Source organism: Prevotella multiformis DSM 16608, from assembly GCF_000191065.1.
GTDB classification, from domain to species: domain Bacteria; phylum Bacteroidota; class Bacteroidia; order Bacteroidales; family Bacteroidaceae; genus Prevotella; species Prevotella multiformis.
On the sequence record NZ_GL872282.1, the window covers coordinates 1,077,238 to 1,094,710 of the forward strand.

General features: G+C 55.9%; 9 protein-coding genes. 4 read left to right on the forward strand and 5 right to left on the reverse strand.

Translation table 11 applies throughout. The features are described 5' to 3' along the window. Positions 1-240: 240 nt before the first annotated feature. The 3 genes from HMPREF9141_RS04370 to HMPREF9141_RS04380 all read right to left on the reverse strand — a co-directional run bounded on the left by HMPREF9141_RS04370 (position 241) and on the right by HMPREF9141_RS04380 (position 5,973). Complete coding sequence (locus tag HMPREF9141_RS04370; protein ID WP_040554478.1) at positions 241-1,266, reverse strand: esterase-like activity of phytase family protein; 1,026 nt, start codon at positions 1,264-1,266, stop codon at positions 241-243. A gap of 100 nt (positions 1,267-1,366) precedes the next feature. Continuing rightward, positions 1,367-2,434 carry a mannose-1-phosphate guanylyltransferase gene (locus HMPREF9141_RS04375; protein ID WP_007367296.1) on the reverse strand — a complete coding sequence of 356 codons (1,068 nt, stop codon included), beginning with the start codon at positions 2,432-2,434 and terminating at the stop codon, positions 1,367-1,369. Positions 2,435-2,979: 545 nt separating this feature from the next. Further along, positions 2,980-5,973, reverse strand: coding sequence for a PEP/pyruvate-binding domain-containing protein (locus HMPREF9141_RS04380; RefSeq protein ID WP_040554255.1), 2,994 nt, complete (start codon positions 5,971-5,973; stop codon positions 2,980-2,982). A 258-nt stretch (positions 5,974-6,231) separates the two neighbouring features. Here HMPREF9141_RS04380 and gdhA point away from each other — a divergent pair, with 258 nt between their 5' ends. The 3 genes from gdhA to HMPREF9141_RS12435 all read left to right on the forward strand — a co-directional run bounded on the left by gdhA (position 6,232) and on the right by HMPREF9141_RS12435 (position 9,181). Next, complete coding sequence (gdhA, locus tag HMPREF9141_RS04385; RefSeq protein WP_007367298.1) at positions 6,232-7,569, forward strand: NADP-specific glutamate dehydrogenase; 1,338 nt, start codon at positions 6,232-6,234, stop codon at positions 7,567-7,569. Between the two features lie 94 nt (positions 7,570-7,663). Next, a complete protein-coding gene (locus HMPREF9141_RS04390; protein ID WP_040554256.1) occupies positions 7,664-8,461 on the forward strand; it encodes a septal ring lytic transglycosylase RlpA family protein in 798 nt (265 codons plus the stop codon). 279 nt (positions 8,462-8,740) lie between these two features. Beyond that, a complete protein-coding gene (locus HMPREF9141_RS12435) occupies positions 8,741-9,181 on the forward strand; it encodes a DUF4890 domain-containing protein (protein WP_007367300.1) in 441 nt (146 codons plus the stop codon). Between the two features lie 301 nt (positions 9,182-9,482). Here the strand turns inward: HMPREF9141_RS12435 and HMPREF9141_RS04405 are convergent, their stop codons facing one another. Both HMPREF9141_RS04405 and HMPREF9141_RS04410 read right to left on the reverse strand, forming a co-directional pair. After that, positions 9,483-10,961, reverse strand: coding sequence for an ATP-dependent DNA helicase (locus tag HMPREF9141_RS04405; protein ID WP_007367301.1), 1,479 nt, complete (start codon positions 10,959-10,961; stop codon positions 9,483-9,485). A 409-nt stretch (positions 10,962-11,370) separates the two neighbouring features. Beyond that, positions 11,371-14,538 (reverse strand): glycoside hydrolase family 2 TIM barrel-domain containing protein, encoded by a 3,168-nt coding sequence (locus HMPREF9141_RS04410; RefSeq protein WP_007367303.1) that lies wholly within the window; start codon positions 14,536-14,538, stop codon positions 11,371-11,373. Positions 14,539-14,706: 168 nt separating this feature from the next. Here HMPREF9141_RS04410 and HMPREF9141_RS04420 point away from each other — a divergent pair, with 168 nt between their 5' ends. Continuing rightward, positions 14,707-17,442 (forward strand): SusC/RagA family TonB-linked outer membrane protein, encoded by a 2,736-nt coding sequence (locus tag HMPREF9141_RS04420; RefSeq protein WP_174256062.1) that lies wholly within the window; start codon positions 14,707-14,709, stop codon positions 17,440-17,442. Positions 17,443-17,473 lie beyond the last annotated feature (31 nt).

Consider the following 17,473-nt stretch of genomic DNA (forward strand, 5'->3'; position numbering starts at 1 on the left):
ACCTGCGTCCGCACCAGAAGGGCAGGTGCTTCTCCTTGTTTTCGTACCTTCCGGCGGGAGGTGGCAGAAGTGTCGGTGCGTAAGTCGGGTTTCCCCCAATACAAGAAAAGACCATTTCAAAACTCGTTTCGAGTAGAGAAATGGTCTTTTTCCTGTCGTGCCGTTTCTGGTCGGAAGGCTCTCTGAAAGGCCTTTGGATGCCGGTGTGCCTCCTCGAATGTGTCCTGTCCCGGGAGAGTGTCATCGGATGACGACCGTACGGAACCAGTCGCGCAGGATGCCGCCGTACTGGTTCTGGCTGTCGGCGCAGAGCACGACGACCCGGCTTCCGTCGGCAAGGTGCGGCCCGAGGCACATTCCCTCGTAGTTGGCAAGGCTCTGCCGGAAGAGGGTAAGCGTCGTCTTCCACGCTGCCAGCAGTTTTTTCTGCAGATAGGGGCTGTCGGCATCAAGCCTTCTGTCCGGGCTGACCGGTGCGGACAACGCCGGATTCACACAGAAGAGCCTGTTGATGACAAACGAGCCGAGCTTGCCCGGCGTCACGAGGAACTCACGTTCCAGAACGAGCAGCCGTCCGTCGTCCATGGCTGCCATGGCCGGTACGCCCATCGCATAGTTCGAGGCGGAAGGATGGTGTTCCGGTGCGTCCATCTGATAGGCATACTGGCTGCCGGGCTGGAAATTGTCGTCAAAGCTCTGCAGTCTGATGCGGTTTCCGACCCTGTTCCCGGCATCGGCCTGTTCTCCGTCCCCTGCCAGCGTGCTCTCGGTAGTGGTCCAGAAACGATGCGTGACGGCATTGTAAGTCAGGGCTTCAAAGCCATACCGGGGGGAAGCGCTGTGGAAGATGCGGGGAATCGCCAGCCGCCTGCCTGTCAGTCTACCGTCCATCCCGTATTCCAGGATACTGTTGTCGGCCTCCCGTGAGATCAGCAGCGTGCTGTCTTTGGGAAAGAAGGCGATGCCTTCCTCGTCCCGGTTCGGTTCGCCGGACGGACAGAACCGTCCTGTCCTGATGCCGGTGATCTCTCCGCTGACGGCATCCGTCTGTATGTGGAAAATGAAGAATCCGCTCTGCGGTGCTTTGTCGGAAACGACGGCATAGCGGTCGCCTCCGAGCCAGGTCAGGCCGCTGTAATTGCCCTTCGGCACCGTATGCTGGAAATGATGCTGCGGATGGATCCGCACCCGCTGCGGCTCCTGGGAAAAGAGGAAACGTGGTGAAAGCAGGAGGATGAAAAGAAGCAGACTTGTTTTCTCTTTCATGATTCTGGCGAATGTGATTATGAACTTCGGCCGGTTCTGTCGCCCTCCCTTCGGCTCCTCCTTCCGGATGGTGGGCAACGCTCCCGGATTTGCGGCGGGCTTATCCCTCCCCTGTAAACTGTTTCAGCCGCTGTTCTTCCGAGAGCCGGCAGATGAGCAGCTTGCCGTTCTGTTCGGCGACGATGTAGCCGTCAAGCCCTTGGATGACGACCTTTTTCTCTTCGGTCGTATGTACGATGCAGTTCCTGCTGTCGAAGAGCCGTACGTCTTTGCCTATCACCGTGTTGCCGTAGATGTCGTGCTGTGTCTGTGCAAGCAGCGACCCCCATGTGCCCAGGTCGCTCCAGCCGAAGTCGGCCGGACAGACGAATATCTCTTCGGCTTTCTCCATGATGGCGTAGTCGACCGATATGTTTTCGCATTCCGGATAGACCTCGTCGATCACCCGCTGCTCGTCGTCCGTGCCCAGGACATCCATGATGCGTTCGAAGATGCGGGCCACGCCGGGCTGGTAGATGCGGAAGGCGTTGATGATGGTCGAGGCACTCCAGATGAAGATGCCCGCATTCCAGAAGAAGTTGTTCTGTCTGATGTAACGCTCGGCCGTCTCCAGATCGGGCTTCTCACGGAACTGGTCGACCCGGAAGATCTCCCTGTTCCTGGCGGAGGCGGCGGTGAGGTCGGCCTGTATGTAGCCGTAGCCTGTTTCCGGACGTGTCGGCTTCATGCCCAGCGTCACGATGGCATCCGTCTCGGCCGTGAACTTCAGGCAGTTCCCGACGACTCTTCTGAATTCCTTCTCGTCGGTTACGATATGGTCGCTCGGCGACACGACGATGTTCGCCTTCGGGTTCTCTTTCTTGATGCGCCAGCTGACATACGCCACGCAGGGGGCGGTATTGCGGCGGCAGGGTTCGCTCAGAATGTGATTGAAGGGAATGTCCGGCAGCTGTTCATGAACCAGTCCGACGTATTTCTGATTGGTGACGACCCAGACGTTCTTCGACGGGACAACGTCTGCAAAGCGGTTGTACGTCAGCTGGATGAGTGATCTGCCCACCCCCAGGACATCGATGAACTGTTTGGGACATTCTGCCGTACTCATCGGCCAGAACCTGCTTCCTACCCCTCCTGCCATGATGACAAGATGATTATCCGTTTGCGCCATAGCTTGTTTTAAAAGTTTATAATCAAAAAATTAATATAATTGCAAATATACAAATAAAATTGAAAAAAACAATTTTAAAAGCTGTTTTTTCCCGATAAGCATATCAGTCGGGGGCTATCAGTCGGGGTGGTCAGGGCGGAGTCCCGCCTCAGCAGGCTGTCTCATCTACGCAGCCTCTGCCGTCATTGACTTTCCGGAAAAGGGAAGAGCAGACTGTTCTTTGTCCGACGGTTTCCCCTCAGGCAGGAAGACCTGCTTCTATCTGACGGATTCAGATAGATTGTCTGTCCTTCTTAAACCCATACGGAAAATCGGGCGATCATTTAATCCTCAACGATCAACTCCCGGCAGTTTTCGAGTCTTCTCCGAAGTGCAGAAAATCATGGGGGCAGCACCCTGATTCCATCTATCCTTAACCGTCTGAAAACCAGTATGCTATAATCATGCTTCCAGAAGGTGCCTGATTGCGCTTCAAGTAACGCCCGATTGAAGCCCAAGCAGGCCTTGCTTGGATGCCAAGTGAGGCCTGCTTGCCAAGGTGCCTGTCAGATACCGGGCATCAGTACGACTCCTTCCTGTTTCTTGCCGTCCATCATGATCTTCAGCGGGCGGGGAAAGCGGACGTGGCGGACGTGGGCTGTCTCGTCTACGGCAGGCAGGGCGTCGAGGGCACTGCGCTGGTAGAAGCCGTCGTGCTTGTAGGGATTGATGGTGAAGTAGCCCACACCGAAGGAGGTGAGGTTCTGGAAGAAGTGCGTTCCCTGGCTCGGGTCTACACGGTAGTGCTCCAGCCCTTCTTCGACGATGACTCGCGCCGCGGAGATATGCGGCCACTTCACGGGAATGCCCAGCCAGGAATCGCTCGATCCCCAGCGGCCCGGACCGATGAGTACATAGTTGCGGCCGGCATCGAGGAACCTGCGGTTGATCTGTTCGATTTCGTCGGCGATGGCCGGGTTGTCCTTTGCGGTAAAGGAGGTGTCCGTCTTCACGTAGACGACATCCGTCACATCGTCCGAAATGCCGTGTCCGAGGGAGTTGTGGCTCCTGAGCAGACACCGTTCGTCTGGAATGGAAGCAAGGTCTTCCTCCAGCATCTGTTTCGTATCGACGATCGGGCGGATCTGGAGAAGGTAGAGCTCCCCCGTCCTGTCGCTGTTCAGATTGACGGCGAACTCGATTTCCACCGGCCGGCGCATGGCTTCCGCCCCGTATCGCATCGCCATCTGGAGCAGTTCGGGAAGGGGGAAGACCTCCTGTTTCAACACGCCGCAGAAGGAAACAATCTTGCGCCCTTCTTCGTAGGCTCCGTCGTAGATGGCCTGGTCGTCGGGCGAATAGGTGGAGGCGATGTACTGCAGGCTGCCGTCCGCCTCAGCCTCTTTCACCTGCAACTTGAGAATGTTAAAGCCGTCGTCCACCTTGAAGTCTTCGCCTACGTGCTGCATATCGAGAGCATAGAACTGCGTCTGAGTCTCACGCAAGGCCATCTTCAGCTCGCTCATCTGCAGCACCTGGTGCGGATGGAACGGACAGACGCGCAGGGTCTGGCCGCCGTCGACGATGTATTTTCCCAGGCCGAGCGCCAGGGAGGCGATGCCCTCCTCGGCCTTCTCTTCCCCGATGGGATAGTAGTTCAGGGAGCGGAGGACACCCGAGATGTTCGGGTAGAAGCGGCCGCCGTAGTCCTTGCCTGTCACCTGCTGGAGGATGACCGCCATCTTCTCCTGATCGATGACGTTGCTCGTGGCGGCCATGTAGGCCTTGGAGTCGCGGTAGTAGACGGAGGCATAGACCGCCTTGACGGCACACGCCAGCATCCGCAGCATCTCGTACTTGTCCTCCAGGCAGGGTATCATATAGGTGGAGTAGATGCCGGCGAACGGCTGGTAGTGGCTGTCTTCCAGCAGCGAACTCGACCGCACGGCGATCGGCGATCGTGTCGCCTCGAAGAATGCGAAGAAGTCGGGGATGAACGCATCGGGCAGCTGGGCGTGCAGGAAGGCATGGAGAATCTCGTCGTCGGGGGCATCGCTGAGGGCGATCTGGTAGAGGTTGTTCTGCTCCATGAAGCTGTCGAATACATCCGTACACAGGACGACCGTCTTCGGGATCTGCACCGTGGCGTTCGGAAAGCCGTTGAAGTCGGGATGCCGTTTGATGATGTTGTCGAGGAAGGCCAGCCCCCGCCCCTTGCCGCCCAGCGATCCGTCGCCGATGCGGGCGAAATGGGCATAGCGGTCGAACTTGTGGCGGTCGAACAGGGCGACGACACCCACGTTGCGCATCCGCCGGTAGGCGACGATGGCATCGAAGATGATCTGCCGGTGCATGTCCACGTCCTGCAGCTTGTGCCAGGTGATGCCCTTCAGGAAAGTCGATACGGGGAAGATGGCCCGGGCGGTGAGCCAGCGGCTTACGTGGTTGCGTGAGACGTGGTAGAGCATGGAGTCGCGCGGAATCTTGAAGATGTTGTCCTGCAGTTCTTTCAGGCTGTGGATGCGCATCACCTCCTCGTGTGTCGTCGGGTCGCGGAAGATGAAGTCGCCGAAGCCCATGTGCTCTTCGAGCAGATGGCGGAGGTCCACGCTCATCTTCTTCGAGTTCTTGTCTACGAACCGGAAGCCTTCCGCCTCCGCCTTCTCCCGGTTGTCGCTCTCCGAACTTTCGAGGATCAGCGGCAGGTATTCGTCCTCCTTCCGGATGGCGCGGAGCAGCTTCAGTCCGGCTTCCGGGTCTTTCGCTGAAGTCTTTTCCTTCCGTTCCACATTATTATTAATAGGGAACCTCACGTCGGAGATGACGCCCAGGCAGTTGTCCTTGTAGCGTTGGTATATCTCCCATGCTTCGTCGTAGGTGCGGGCGAGGACGACCTTCGGACGGCCGCGCTGGCGCAGCGAGGCATCGTGTCGGGTGAGGGCTTCCGTGGCGAAGTTCCGGCTTTGCGTGAGGATGTAGCCGTACAGGTTCGGCAGGATGGAGGAATAGAAGCGGATGGAGTCCTCCACGAGCAGGATCATCTGTACGCCCACCTCGCGGATGTCATGGTCGATGTTCATCTTGTCCTCCATCAGCTTGATGATGGACAGGATAAGGTTGGTATTGCCAAGCCAGCAGAAAACATAGTCGAAGATGCTCAGGTCTTCGTGCTGGATGCGCTGTGTGATGCCGTGGGAGAAAGGAGTCAGCACCACGCAGTGGATGCCGGGGAACTCCGCTTTCACGGCTCTCGCCACGTCGAAGGCGTCATTGTCGGCATTGCCCGGCATGCAGATGACCAGGTCGATGTCTACCGTGCTGAGTACCCTGGCAGCCTCTTCGGTTGTCGAGACCTGCGTGAAGGTAGGCGGATAGCGCAGCCCCAGCTCCATGTACTCGTTGTAGATCTTCTCTTCCACACGTCCGTCGTCCTCGAGCATGAAGGCATCGTAGGGGTTGGCAACAATCAGGACGTTGTAGATACGGCGCATCATCAGATTGACGAAACTGACGTCCTTCAGATAAAAATTGCTCCATTGCGGGGGAATCTGCTCACTCATCTTCAAAAACTTAATTTTCGACAAAAATACGAAATAAATACAAGACATCCTATCTTTTCGCTACATAAATGATATGTTTTTTATTACTTTGCACGCCAGCATCTTTCCCTGGTAATCATGGCGGCAGCCGAGAAGCCAGTGGAAAATTAAATTTTTTCGATTTTCATTTGGTGGTTTGACAGAATTTGGATATATTTGCCGTACCATTCTGAACCGGATGAAACTACCTAACATAAACAAATAAAAAGTCAATTTACTATGGAAGTCGAAAAAATCATGCAAGCACTGGAGCAGAAGCATCCAGGTGAGTCAGAGTATCTGCAGGCGGTACGCGAAGTGCTCGTTTCTGTAAAGGATGTGTACAACCAGCACCCCGAGTTCGAGCGCGCAAGCATCATCGAACGCATCGTGGAGCCGGAGCGCATCATCACTTTCCGTGTGCCATGGGTGGATGACCAGGGCAAGGTACAGGTGAACCTCGGTTACCGTGTACAGTTCAACGGCGCCATCGGCCCGTACAAGGGAGGTCTGCGTTTCCACGCATCCGTAAACCTCAGCATCCTGAAGTTCCTCGGTTTCGAGCAGACTTTCAAGAATGCGCTCACCACACTGCCTATGGGCGGCGGCAAGGGCGGCTCGGACTTCTCACCGCGCGGCAAGAGCGATGCTGAAGTCATGCGTTTCTGCCAGGCTTTCATGAACGAGCTTTACCGTCACATCGGTCCTGACGAGGATGTGCCAGCAGGCGACATCGGTGTCGGCGGACGTGAGATCGGGTATCTCTTCGGTCAGTACCGCAAGCTGACGCACCAGTTCCAGGGCATGCTCACAGGCAAGGGAAGAGAGTGGGGCGGCTCTATCCTCCGTCCGGAGGCAACGGGTTACGGCGCGCTCTACTTCGTTCACCAGATGATGGAGACGCACGGACTCGACATCAAGGGCAAGACTGTGGCTCTCTCCGGCTTCGGAAACGTAGCATGGGGCGCTGCCAAGAAGGCTACCGAGCTGGGTGCGAAGGTCATCACGCTGAGCGGTCCTGACGGTTACATCTACGATCCGGCCGGCATCAGCGGCGAGAAGATCGAGTACATGCTCGAACTCCGCGGCAGCGGCAACGATGTCTGCGAGCCTTATGCAGCGAAGTTCCCGGGTTCACAGTTCTTCAAGGGTCGCAAGCCTTGGGAGCAGAAGGCGGACATCTATCTGCCATGTGCGACACAGAACGAACTGAACGGCGAGGATGCCGACAGGATTCTGGCTTGCAAGCCGCTGTGTGTAGCCGAGGTTTCAAACATGGGCTGTACCGCCGAGGCTGCCGACAAGTTCACCGCTGCCAAGCAGCTCTTCGCTCCCGGCAAGGCTGTCAATGCAGGTGGCGTGGCAACGTCAGGCCTCGAGATGTCGCAGAACTCGCTCCGCCTCTCATGGAGTCCGGAGGAGGTCGACCAGAAGCTCCATTACATCATGAGCTCTATCCACGAGCAGTGCGTGAAGTATGGCAAGCAGGCTGACGGTCACATCGACTATATCAAGGGCGCCAACATCGCAGGCTTCATGAAGGTGGCGAAGGCCATGCTTGCACAGGGCGTCGTATAATAGAAACCGGTTTTCCTTCGCACTTCCCTGCCGCCAGGGCGGGGAAGCGCATGAAACGTTACAGGAGGAGGCTGGTGATGTAGAATGAATGTTTATGTATAGAACCAGGCTTCTCCTGACAGCGTTTTTCTCGCTGGTCAGCATCTTCACACTGACCGTCCAGGCACAGTCGGACGGTAAAGCTTCTTATTACGGCAGCGGTCTGCACGGCCGCCGGATGAGCAACGGCGAACGTTACGACCGTAACGGCTTCACTTGTGCGCATCGCACCCTTCCATTTGGCACGCGTCTTCGGGTGACGAATCCCCGTAACGGCAGGTCGGTCATCGTCCGTGTAACGGACCGTGGCCCTTTTGTGCGTGGACGTGTCGTCGACCTGTCCTACGCTGCCGCACGTGAATTGGGGACGCTGTCCTGTGGTGTAGCGTACGTGAAAGTGGAGGTCGTGCCGAAGGAAACCGAAGTCCCGTTTGTCTCCGAGTCAAAGGGCGGTATCGAAATGCCCGAGGTGGAGTATGGAACGGCAGGTGTATGTTATGAATTTATCCCCGAATGGGAGAAGCCCGAGGAAGACAGGCCGAAGGAGATTGAACGCAGGGTGAATACCCGTCTGGGTAACAGGAAACCCCTCGCACAGACAAGGACGGAAAGAGACGGAAAAGACAACAATACGGAAACACGCAATGCCTCTCAGCCGTACAGGGCAAAGTCCCAGCAGGCGGCGCACCCGGCACGCACTGTGGCGAACCGTCAGCAGCCGCCCTCACAAGGCAGTCAGGGCAGGCAGAATGGACAGAACACGCAGACTGTCAACGAAAAGAAGGGGTCGAGCCGGAGCTGGACAAACTTCTTCAAGCGTATCAAAGACGGTGTGGCAGGCCTGTTTGAATAGCCTGTGAGATCGGTCGTCCGGGTGAGGGAGTATCAGGATAAATCTCTTCTTGCGGGGCTTCCTGTCAGGAACCATCCGGCCAGAGGGTTTCTGCTTGCGGTCCGTCAGCGCTTTGTATTGCAGGATTTTTCCGTTGAAAGCGTATCCCTTGCATGATAGAGCGTATGGTGTCAGCGTGAAGACTCCCTTTGTTTCTCAATCCATTCATTACAAAATAAACATTATCCAATGGTTTGGATAGCAACATAGAAAAGTAAAAACAGATCAAACGGAAAAACAATGAAGAAAACGATTCTATCCTTCCTTGCCGCCGGTCTGCTGACCGCTTCCGGCGTGTCGGCAGGACTGTATCATGTTCCGGCAGGCCGCCGGGCAGTCTTCCAGCATGACAACAACCCTGCTGCCCTGACTCCGCAGCAGGCGACGGACAATCTCGTGAGGGAACTGGCGCTGAACGAGAAACAGGCAAAGAAACTTCTGAAACTCAATCAGCAATATGCGGACCTGATTGCCAATCCGCGCTTCAAGGGCAGACCGCAGCCTGTCAAAGAGCGCAAGGAGACCGGTGTCGACGGTTCCACTGGGGCTACCCAGCATGCGCAGTCAGAGGAAGTTAGGACGCATATCAGGCAGCAGCACGAGCGGCGCAATGCCTATAATGCCGCCCTGAAGAAGATTCTTACCAAGGAACAGTACGCCAAGTACACGAGCCATAAGTAGTTCTTTTCGTTCCGGAAAAGGCCGGATGCTCCCCGCGAGTACGGATTCTGTTGCCTGCAGGGGTGATTTTGGGGTCGTCAGGAATTCGGAGTGGTGAGATCTGTCTCGTGAGTTGACGACTTTGATGAAATATCACGCAGAGGCTGGAAGTGGACTTCGGATTCGGTTTTGCAGTTCTGTCGTGTCCGTGTAATTCCGGGACGGGGCAGACAGAAGTAGCTTGTTCCCCGTGTGCCCGGCCGGTGGGAGAGCAGCCGGTGGCAGCCTGTCCCCCCAGAGGGACGGCCGGTGGGAGAAGCCCCTACCGTTCCATATCCGCCTGCCCCGCTATCTGCGTCTTCGGCCAGTTGACAAGATAAAGATGCGTCGTGGCCCGGGTGAAGGCGGTGTAGAGCCAGTGGATGTAGTCGGGCGTGAGCATCTCGTCGGTCATGTAGCCCTGGTCGAGATAGACGTGCGCCCACTGCCCGCCCTGTGCCTTGTGGCAGGTGACGGCGTAGCCGAACTTCACTTGCAGGGCGTTGTAGTAAGTATCCTCACGGACTTTCTTCATGCGGTCGGCCTTCAGCGGTATGTCGGCATAGTCCTCCAGCACATTCCGGAAGAGCTGCTCGTTCTGTTCATGTGTCAAGGCGGGTGCTTCCGTCGTGAGCGTGTCGAGGATGACTGTCATTTCCTCCCCCTGAGTGTCATAGTCCGGAAACTCCAGCGTCACATCGGCAAACCGGAAGCCATGGAGTTCCCGCACGTTGCGGACACGGCGGACAACGGCCCGGTCGCCGTTGGCGATGAAGGCCAGGGAAGCTGTGGCAGGCATGGAATGCTCTGTTGCTGTTTCCCGAGAGAGGCCGTCCGGCGGAGTCATATACTTGTTCTTCACCACCATCAGCATATCGCCTGCCGTCAGTTCCTCCTCACGTCCGATCACCCTGTTTCGGATGCCCTGGTTGAAGACGTTGGCACGCCTGTTGGAGCGGGTGATAACCATCGTCTCGTCCATACCTACCTCCGAATAGCTGGAAGCGAGGCTCTCGATGAGTTCGTCGCCGGGGACAATGGAGATGTCGGCAAAGCCTTCGAAGTGTATCTTCGGCAGCTGTGTAGCTTCATTATGGGTGATCATCCGACGGATGAGGGTGGCGTTGTAGAGAATGCCGGAATCCTGGCTCTGCCGGAGTACCTCGTCCAGATCGCACGTATAGACAGCCAGTCCGTAAGCCTGCAGTACATCTGCACGCAGGGCAGGGCTCTCCTCCTCGCCTACAGGTGGCAGCTGTGCCTTGTCGCCCACAAGCAGCAGACGGCAGTTGCGTCCGTTATAGACATACTGGATGAGGTCGTCCAGCAGGCATCCGCTGCCGAAGATCGTGTTGCCTGCCGACAGGCTGATCATCGATGCCTCATCGACCATGAACAGCCGGTCGCGGAAGAGATTGACATTCAGGTTGAACGTGCCGTCCAGTCCTGTAAATGCCTTCTCCCGGTAGATAGCCCGGTGGATGGTGGCAGCCGGCTGACCGGCATTCAGCGAGAACACCTTTGCGGCACGTCCGGTAGGAGCCAGCAGCGATACCCTCTGCTTCAGTTCCTGCATCGTTCGTACAATGGCGGCGGCCAGGGAGGTCTTTCCCGTACCGGCACTGCCACGGAGAAGCATCACGGAACGCTCGTTACGGTCGGTCATAAAGCGTGCAAAGACTTCTATGGCGTTCCGCTGGTCGTCGGTAGGAACGAAACCGAAGTTCCGCAGAACCCTGTATGTTAATTCTTCGTTTATCATCGTCTGTTATTCCGGAATCAAGAAAGCTGGAGGTGAAGGATGTCTGTTTCATTGATTGGACTTCCTCTGCCGTTAAATCATATTTTGAAAGAAATATATTCTGTTTACAAATTTACATAAAAAAAGTGGATTGTATGCCAGTCTGTTGAATAATGCCTCTTTTTCTACAGAGAAATACGTCTCGCCGGTTCTGTCTCCATCATTTGCGCATGAAAACAGAAAGATACAGGGAGAGTTGACAATGCTCATATATGGACAGAAGTCCGGCGGTAGGAAGTGGCTGTAAAAACAAAAACAGCCATATCTCTGCAGCGGATGCATTGATATGGCTGTTTTAATGCCTTTTAGGTTACAGAAGTCTGTTTGTTCTGTAGGGGTGGTCTCCGTGGCGGATTGCCTTGTGGAAGATTCAGCGTACCGGTATGATCCAGAAGTGCATGGAGCGGTTCCCAGCCGGCAGCTGATACTTCTCCAGCGGTTCGGAACCCCAGCTGTCGATGCCGCCGACCCCCATCATCGCAGCGTCCAGGGTGAGATTCGTGTACTCCGATAACGGTACCTGGTAGCTGTGACGTTGGTGTTTCTCCTTTCCTTCGTCGAGGTCATAGATGTTATAATGCAGGGCGCTGGCAGAGAAAGCCGCCTCGTCAGGCTGTACACGGAAGCCACGGTTGCTGCTGTCAGTCTGCTGCCACCAGCGGATGTCGCTCTTCGTACCTGTTTCCTGTGGACGGATGTAGGGGAAGAACTGTTCGTCAGCCGTCTGCTCATAGCGTCCGATACGCTGTGAAAGTTTGCGGTCGGCATAGTTCTCTACAGGCCCGCGGCCGTAGAAGACCGACCTGTCCATCTTGTAAGGGAGCTGCATCAACATTCCGAAACGGGGGAGATTCGGTGTCTTGCTGCCTTTCTTCATTTCCATTTCCATACCGACATGGAGTGCGCCGTCCGGTGTGGCATGATAGACAAGACGCAAGCCAGTTCCTGTCTCCGGCATATCATACACTGCTGTAAGGCATCCGGTCTTCTTCTCAACTTCCAGCGATTTCAGCATCAGTGTGGGGTTGCGCCATACGGAAAGTCGGTTCTGGAAGTCTGCCCCCATGTCATTGTCTGTCACGGCCCGCCAGAAGTTGGGCTTCAGTGTTCCGCCTTCACCCAGCAAGTCGTGCCCGTCAACCTGATAACTCGTGAGGAAGCCGGTCTTGCGGTTGAACGTGATGCTGAAGCCGTTGCCGGAAAATCGGATAAGATTTTCCTTTATCTTGTCTGTGACTTTTATCTTGTCCTTCACAACCGGTTCCCTCTTCTGTACGGGCTGCCAGGGCTGCACCTCCATCTGCGCTTCTGCCACGGTCTGTCCTGCTGTCATCAGTGGCTCGGCATCCTTCAATTTGAAGTCTATATTCAGCAGGACTTCACCGTCGTATTCCTTTCCTGTGATAGGCAGGGTGTATTCGGCGGTCTGCTGCGGTGCAATGTCCAGCTGGTCAATCGTACCGCTCTTGACGGTTTCCCCTTCATTAACGAGACTCCACTCCATGCGGTAATTACCGAGGTCGCGGAAGAAGTATTCGTTGTGGATGCGTATCTTTCCTTGTCTGAGGTCGACCGGTGAAGCCCAGATGTTCTGGTATTCGTAGCCTACCTCATAAGCGTGCGGATTCAACTGGCGGTCGGGGCCGATCATGCCATTGCAGTTGAAATTGTTGTCTGACGGGTCATGCCGGTTGTAATCACCTCCATAGGTGTATTCGGTCTTCACGTTCGCTTCCTTTGCCATACGCTCATAGTCGGCCAGTGAGCGGGAAGCATCGAAATGAGGGGTGCGATGCAATGCCTGGTCGACAAAATCCCAGTCGAAGCCGCCTTGGTATTTCGGGTATCTGCGGACGAGATCCCAGTATTCTTTCAGGTTGCCGCCCGAGTTTCCCATTGTGTGATTGTACTCACACTGGATGAGGGGACGGGTATGACTGTCGTCCTGTGCATATTTCTCACAGGCTTTCGGAGGGTAGTACATCGGACAGAAGATGTCCGTAGCATATCCCTTCAGCTCCGCCCGTTCGTACTGGACGGGGCGGCTCTTGTCCTGCGACTTGATCCAGTCGTAGGCTTCATCGAAGTTCTTGCTGTACCGTGTCTCGTTGCCGAGACTCCAGATGACAATACTGGGATGGTTGAATTTCGTGCCTACATTGTGCTGGTTGCGCTCCATGATCTGTCTGGCAAAGAGGGGAGTGCCTGACACGGCGTCCTCACCATAGCCGAAGCCGTGGCTCTCCTGATTGGCCTCGGCGACGACATATAGCCCGTACTCGTCGCAGAGATCGTACCAAAGAGGGTCGTCAGGATAGTGGCAGGTCCGCACAGCGTTGACATTCAGCTGCTTCATAAGTTTGAGGTCCTGTATCATCCGTTCACGTGTTACCACATAACCACCGTCCGGATCCATCTCGTGGCGGTTTGCTCCCTTGAAGAGGACTGGCTGCCCGTTGACCAGCACTTGTGCGTTTTTGATTTCAACTTTGCGGAAACCGACCCGGAGAGGAATTGTTTCAAGCTCTTTCCCGGTCCTGGCATCCTCGGTATGTACATACAGATAATATAGATAAGGTGTTTCCGCAGTCCATTTCCTGGGATTCCTCAATTCCATGAAAGCCTTTGCCTGTCCGGTTTTGTTCGGACTGGCTGCAGTCTTGCAGACAAGTTGACGGTCGGCATCTTCCAATACAAGGAATGCTTTTGTTCTGCCGGAAAGCTGAAGGTTGACGCTGAGCGTTCCGTCCTTGTAGTCGTTTACGAGGTCTGGCGTGACACGTATGTCCTTCAGGTGCTGTCTGGCATCACGGGCGTAGAGGTAGCTTTCGCGCGCAACACCGCTGAGCCGCCAGAAATCCTGGTCCTCGCAGTAGCTGCCGTCCGACCAGCGGAACACCTGAAAGGCTATCAGGTTGTCACCTTTCCGGAGGTATCTTGTCACGTCAAACTCTGGTCCGATTTTTGAATCTTCACTGTAGCCGACGAACTGTCCGTTTACCCACAGATAGATGCAAGACGTTACCGAGCCGAAGTGGGCGATGACCTGCTTTCCGTCCCAGCTATCCGGAATGTGGATGGTACGACGGTACGAACCGACGTGGTTGTCTTTGACAGGCACTTCAGGTGGATTGTTCTTGAAGTTCCCTCGCCATGCAAAGCCGATGTTCACATAGACGGGGTCGCCAAAGCCGTTCATCTCCCAGATGCCGGGGACAGGGAAGTCCTTCCACTGTGAATCATCGTAATCTGTACGGAAGAAGTCGGTCGGACGCTGGTCGGCATTCTCCACCCATTTGAACTTCCAGTTGCCGTCGAGCGGGAGGTAGTTCTTCGATTTCTTTTTGTCCGGTTGTTGGCCAACGAGGTCATCTTCTGGAGAAAAGGCAAAGAAGTCCGTGTGTGTTGCTAAACGGTTGACGGCGTTCACCTGAAGGTCGTGCCATTCCGTGAAATCCGGCATCTGTGTGGTGTTCTGTGCCCGGCTTCCCGTCACGGACATCCCCATCAGCAGAGCCGCTAAAAGTATCTTTTCCATTTGGTAAGAATTTAGGTTTTTCCCTTCAGGCTCTCCATGAAAAAAAGATCCGTTGGGAGAATTATATCGACAAATTTAACAAAAAAAATGGTAATCTGGCGTTTGTCTCCCGGAAATTGTGTATATTTGCTAAGACAAACAGCATATATAACATTTATTACCTTTAATATGGCTGGACAATACATTTTACCCCGGACGCTCGTTTGCTGCCTTTTGATAACGGCTTCTACCGGCATGGCAAACGCGCAAAGACAACACAAGCCACGTGCTATCGTTCAGGAACAGCCGCTGTTCCACGTCAGTGATACCCTGCCCGTCATCGGGTCGATAGCGAAAGTGGGGGAGAAACAGATGAACAAAGGTCTGGTAAGTTCGGCACTCGATGCCCTTTCGGGTCAGGCGGTGGGCGTAAACGTCGTGTCGAACGGACAGGACCGCATGGCCATGCTGACGAGTGTGCGCGTGCGCGGTACCACCTCCCTTACCGGCGGCAACGACCCGCTGGTCATCATCGACGGTGTCTCCTCCGACCTTGCCGCCCTGTCTACCATCTACCCCGCCGACATCGAGAACTTCACGATTCTCAAGAACGCCTCCGAGACCTCCAAGTACGGTTCGCGGGGTGCATCGGGTGTCATCGAGGTGAAGACGAAGCGCGGCAAGGGCGGCGGGTTCCAGATCTATTACGACGGGACGATAGGTTTCGAGCACGTGTACAAACGGCTCAACATGCTGGATGCCGCCGGGTATGTCGGGGCGGCGAAGGCGCTGGGGCTGGTCTATGTCGATAAAGGATATGATACCGATTTCCAGAAGGAAATCGTGCGGACAGGCTTTGTCAATACGCATCACATCGCCTTCAGCGGCGGCAGCGGGACATCGAACTACCGTGCTTCGCTGGGCTATATGCGGGGACAGACCGTCATCAGGAACAAGGACTACAGCAATTTCACCGCCAAGCTGGACATCTCCCAGCTCGCCTTCGACGAGAAGCTGAAGATCGACTTCGGGGTCTTCGGAGCGTCCCAGCAGGACGACAAGATCTACGATCTGCAGATGCTTGCCTACTCCACGGCGGCGATGAATCCCACCATGGCGTTCGGCAAGGTCGGTGACGGCTGGCAGCGGAACAGCAATTCTTCCCAGATAGCAAGTCCCGCCCCCCTGCTGCTGGAGCGCAACGACGAGAAGAATCTCACGTTCAATACGCATCTGCAGCTGTCTCTGCAGCTGGGACACGGCCTGCAGCTCTCCACCTTGGGCTCTTACTCCTACACCTCGACGGAGAATGCGAAGTTTGCCCCTACGTGGGTGTGGGCGCAGGGCATGGCATACCGGGGCGAGCGGAAGACGGAAGAGATGCTGGGCAACATCTCCCTCGACTGGAAGCACCACTGGGGCGTACACGCCCTCTCTGCCACCTTGCTGGGCGAATACCAGAAGAAGAAGATGGCGGCTTTCTGGACACAGGTGAAGGGACTTGCCAGCAACAGCTTCGGGTACGACAATCTTGCGGCAGCGTCCGACAGGCCCTACGGCGGCACAGGCAGCAGCTATGCCGACCCCGGTCTGGCCTCCGTCATGGGAACGCTCACCTATACGCTGCTCGACCGCTATACCGTCAACCTGACGACCCGCGCCGACGGTTCGTCCATGGTGGGCAGTGACCACACCTGGGGTGTGTTCCCTTCTGCTTCGATGACGTGGAACATGAAGAAGGAGCGTTTCCTGCGCGGCTGCAGACCGGTCAGCCTGCTCGACCTGCGGACGGGCTACGGACGCTCCGGCAACCTCGGCGCCATCAGTTCCTATCTGACCATGAAGCAGTTCGTTCCGGTCGGGCTGATCTCCTACAACGGCACGCCGACCGTGACGATGGGAACGCTGCGGAACAGCAATCCCGACCTGCGGTGGGAGATACGAAGCACCTTCAACCTCGGTGCTGACCTCGGCCTGTTCAGCAACCGGGTGCTGCTTACGGCAGAGTGCTACTATTCCAAGACGACCGATATGCTCTACGAGTATGATGTGCCCGTACCGCCTTTCTCCTTCAACAAGCTCCTGGCCAACATCGGTTCGATGTCGAACAGCGGTTTCGAGCTGGGCATCGGGGTCGTGCCGGTCTCGAAGAAGGACATGGAACTCAACGTCAATGTCAATATGTCCTGGCAGAAGAACAAGCTGCTCTCGCTGAACGGAAGGTGCAACGGCAGGGAGATGACCGCATCGGACATTACGGCCATCGGAGGCATGAACGGCGCCGGCTTCCACGGCGGCAACAGCGACATACTGTACCAGATTGTCGGCCAGCCCCTGGGTGTGTTCTATCTTCCTCACTGCAAGGGAATCGTTGACAACGGGCACGGACACTACAAATACGACATCGCCGACCTGAACGAGGACGGCGTGATCGACCTCAGCGACCATGGCGACCGCTACATTGCGGGACAGGCCACGCCGAAGATGACGCTGGGCTCCAACATCAGCTTCCGCTACAAGAACTTCGACATCTCGCTGCAGATGAACGGAGCTTTCGGCCATAAGATCTTCAACGGGACGGCGCTGTCCTACCTGAACATGTCGAACTTCCCCGACTATAACGTGCTGGCGGAAGCTCCCGGGCGCAACATCGTCGACCAGAACGTAACCGACTACTGGCTGGAACGGGGCGACTATCTGAACTTCGACTACCTCGCCATCTGCTGGAACGCCCCTGTCAGGAGCAGGTACATCAGCTCCCTGCGCTTCTCGTTCAACATCAACAACCTCGCCACCATCACCTCTTACAGCGGGCTGTCGCCGATGATCAACAGCTACGTGGTGGACAATACGCTGGGCATCGACGACAAGCGCACCTATCCTCCTTATCGCACTTACTCCATCGGAGTGAGCATCAAGTTTTAAGCATGGTATCCTAACACAAACATCTGTTTCA

Excerpts from the sequence above, each read along its gene's own strand:
- HMPREF9141_RS04370 (WP_040554478.1), bottom strand. The coding sequence starts at position 1,266 with ATGAAAGAGAAAACAAGTCTGCTTCTTTTCATCCTCCTGCTTTCACCA.
- HMPREF9141_RS04375 (WP_007367296.1), bottom strand. The coding sequence starts at position 2,434 with ATGGCGCAAACGGATAATCATCTTGTCATCATGGCAGGAGGGGTAGGA.
- HMPREF9141_RS04380 (WP_040554255.1), bottom strand. The coding sequence starts at position 5,973 with ATGAGTGAGCAGATTCCCCCGCAATGGAGCAATTTTTATCTGAAGGAC.
- gdhA (WP_007367298.1), top strand. The coding sequence starts at position 6,232 with ATGGAAGTCGAAAAAATCATGCAAGCACTGGAGCAGAAGCATCCAGGT.
- HMPREF9141_RS04390 (WP_040554256.1), top strand. The coding sequence starts at position 7,664 with ATGTATAGAACCAGGCTTCTCCTGACAGCGTTTTTCTCGCTGGTCAGC.
- HMPREF9141_RS12435 (WP_007367300.1), top strand. The coding sequence starts at position 8,741 with ATGAAGAAAACGATTCTATCCTTCCTTGCCGCCGGTCTGCTGACCGCT.
- HMPREF9141_RS04405 (WP_007367301.1), bottom strand. The coding sequence starts at position 10,961 with ATGATAAACGAAGAATTAACATACAGGGTTCTGCGGAACTTCGGTTTC.
- HMPREF9141_RS04410 (WP_007367303.1), bottom strand. The coding sequence starts at position 14,538 with ATGGAAAAGATACTTTTAGCGGCTCTGCTGATGGGGATGTCCGTGACG.
- HMPREF9141_RS04420 (WP_174256062.1), top strand. The coding sequence starts at position 14,707 with ATGGCTGGACAATACATTTTACCCCGGACGCTCGTTTGCTGCCTTTTG.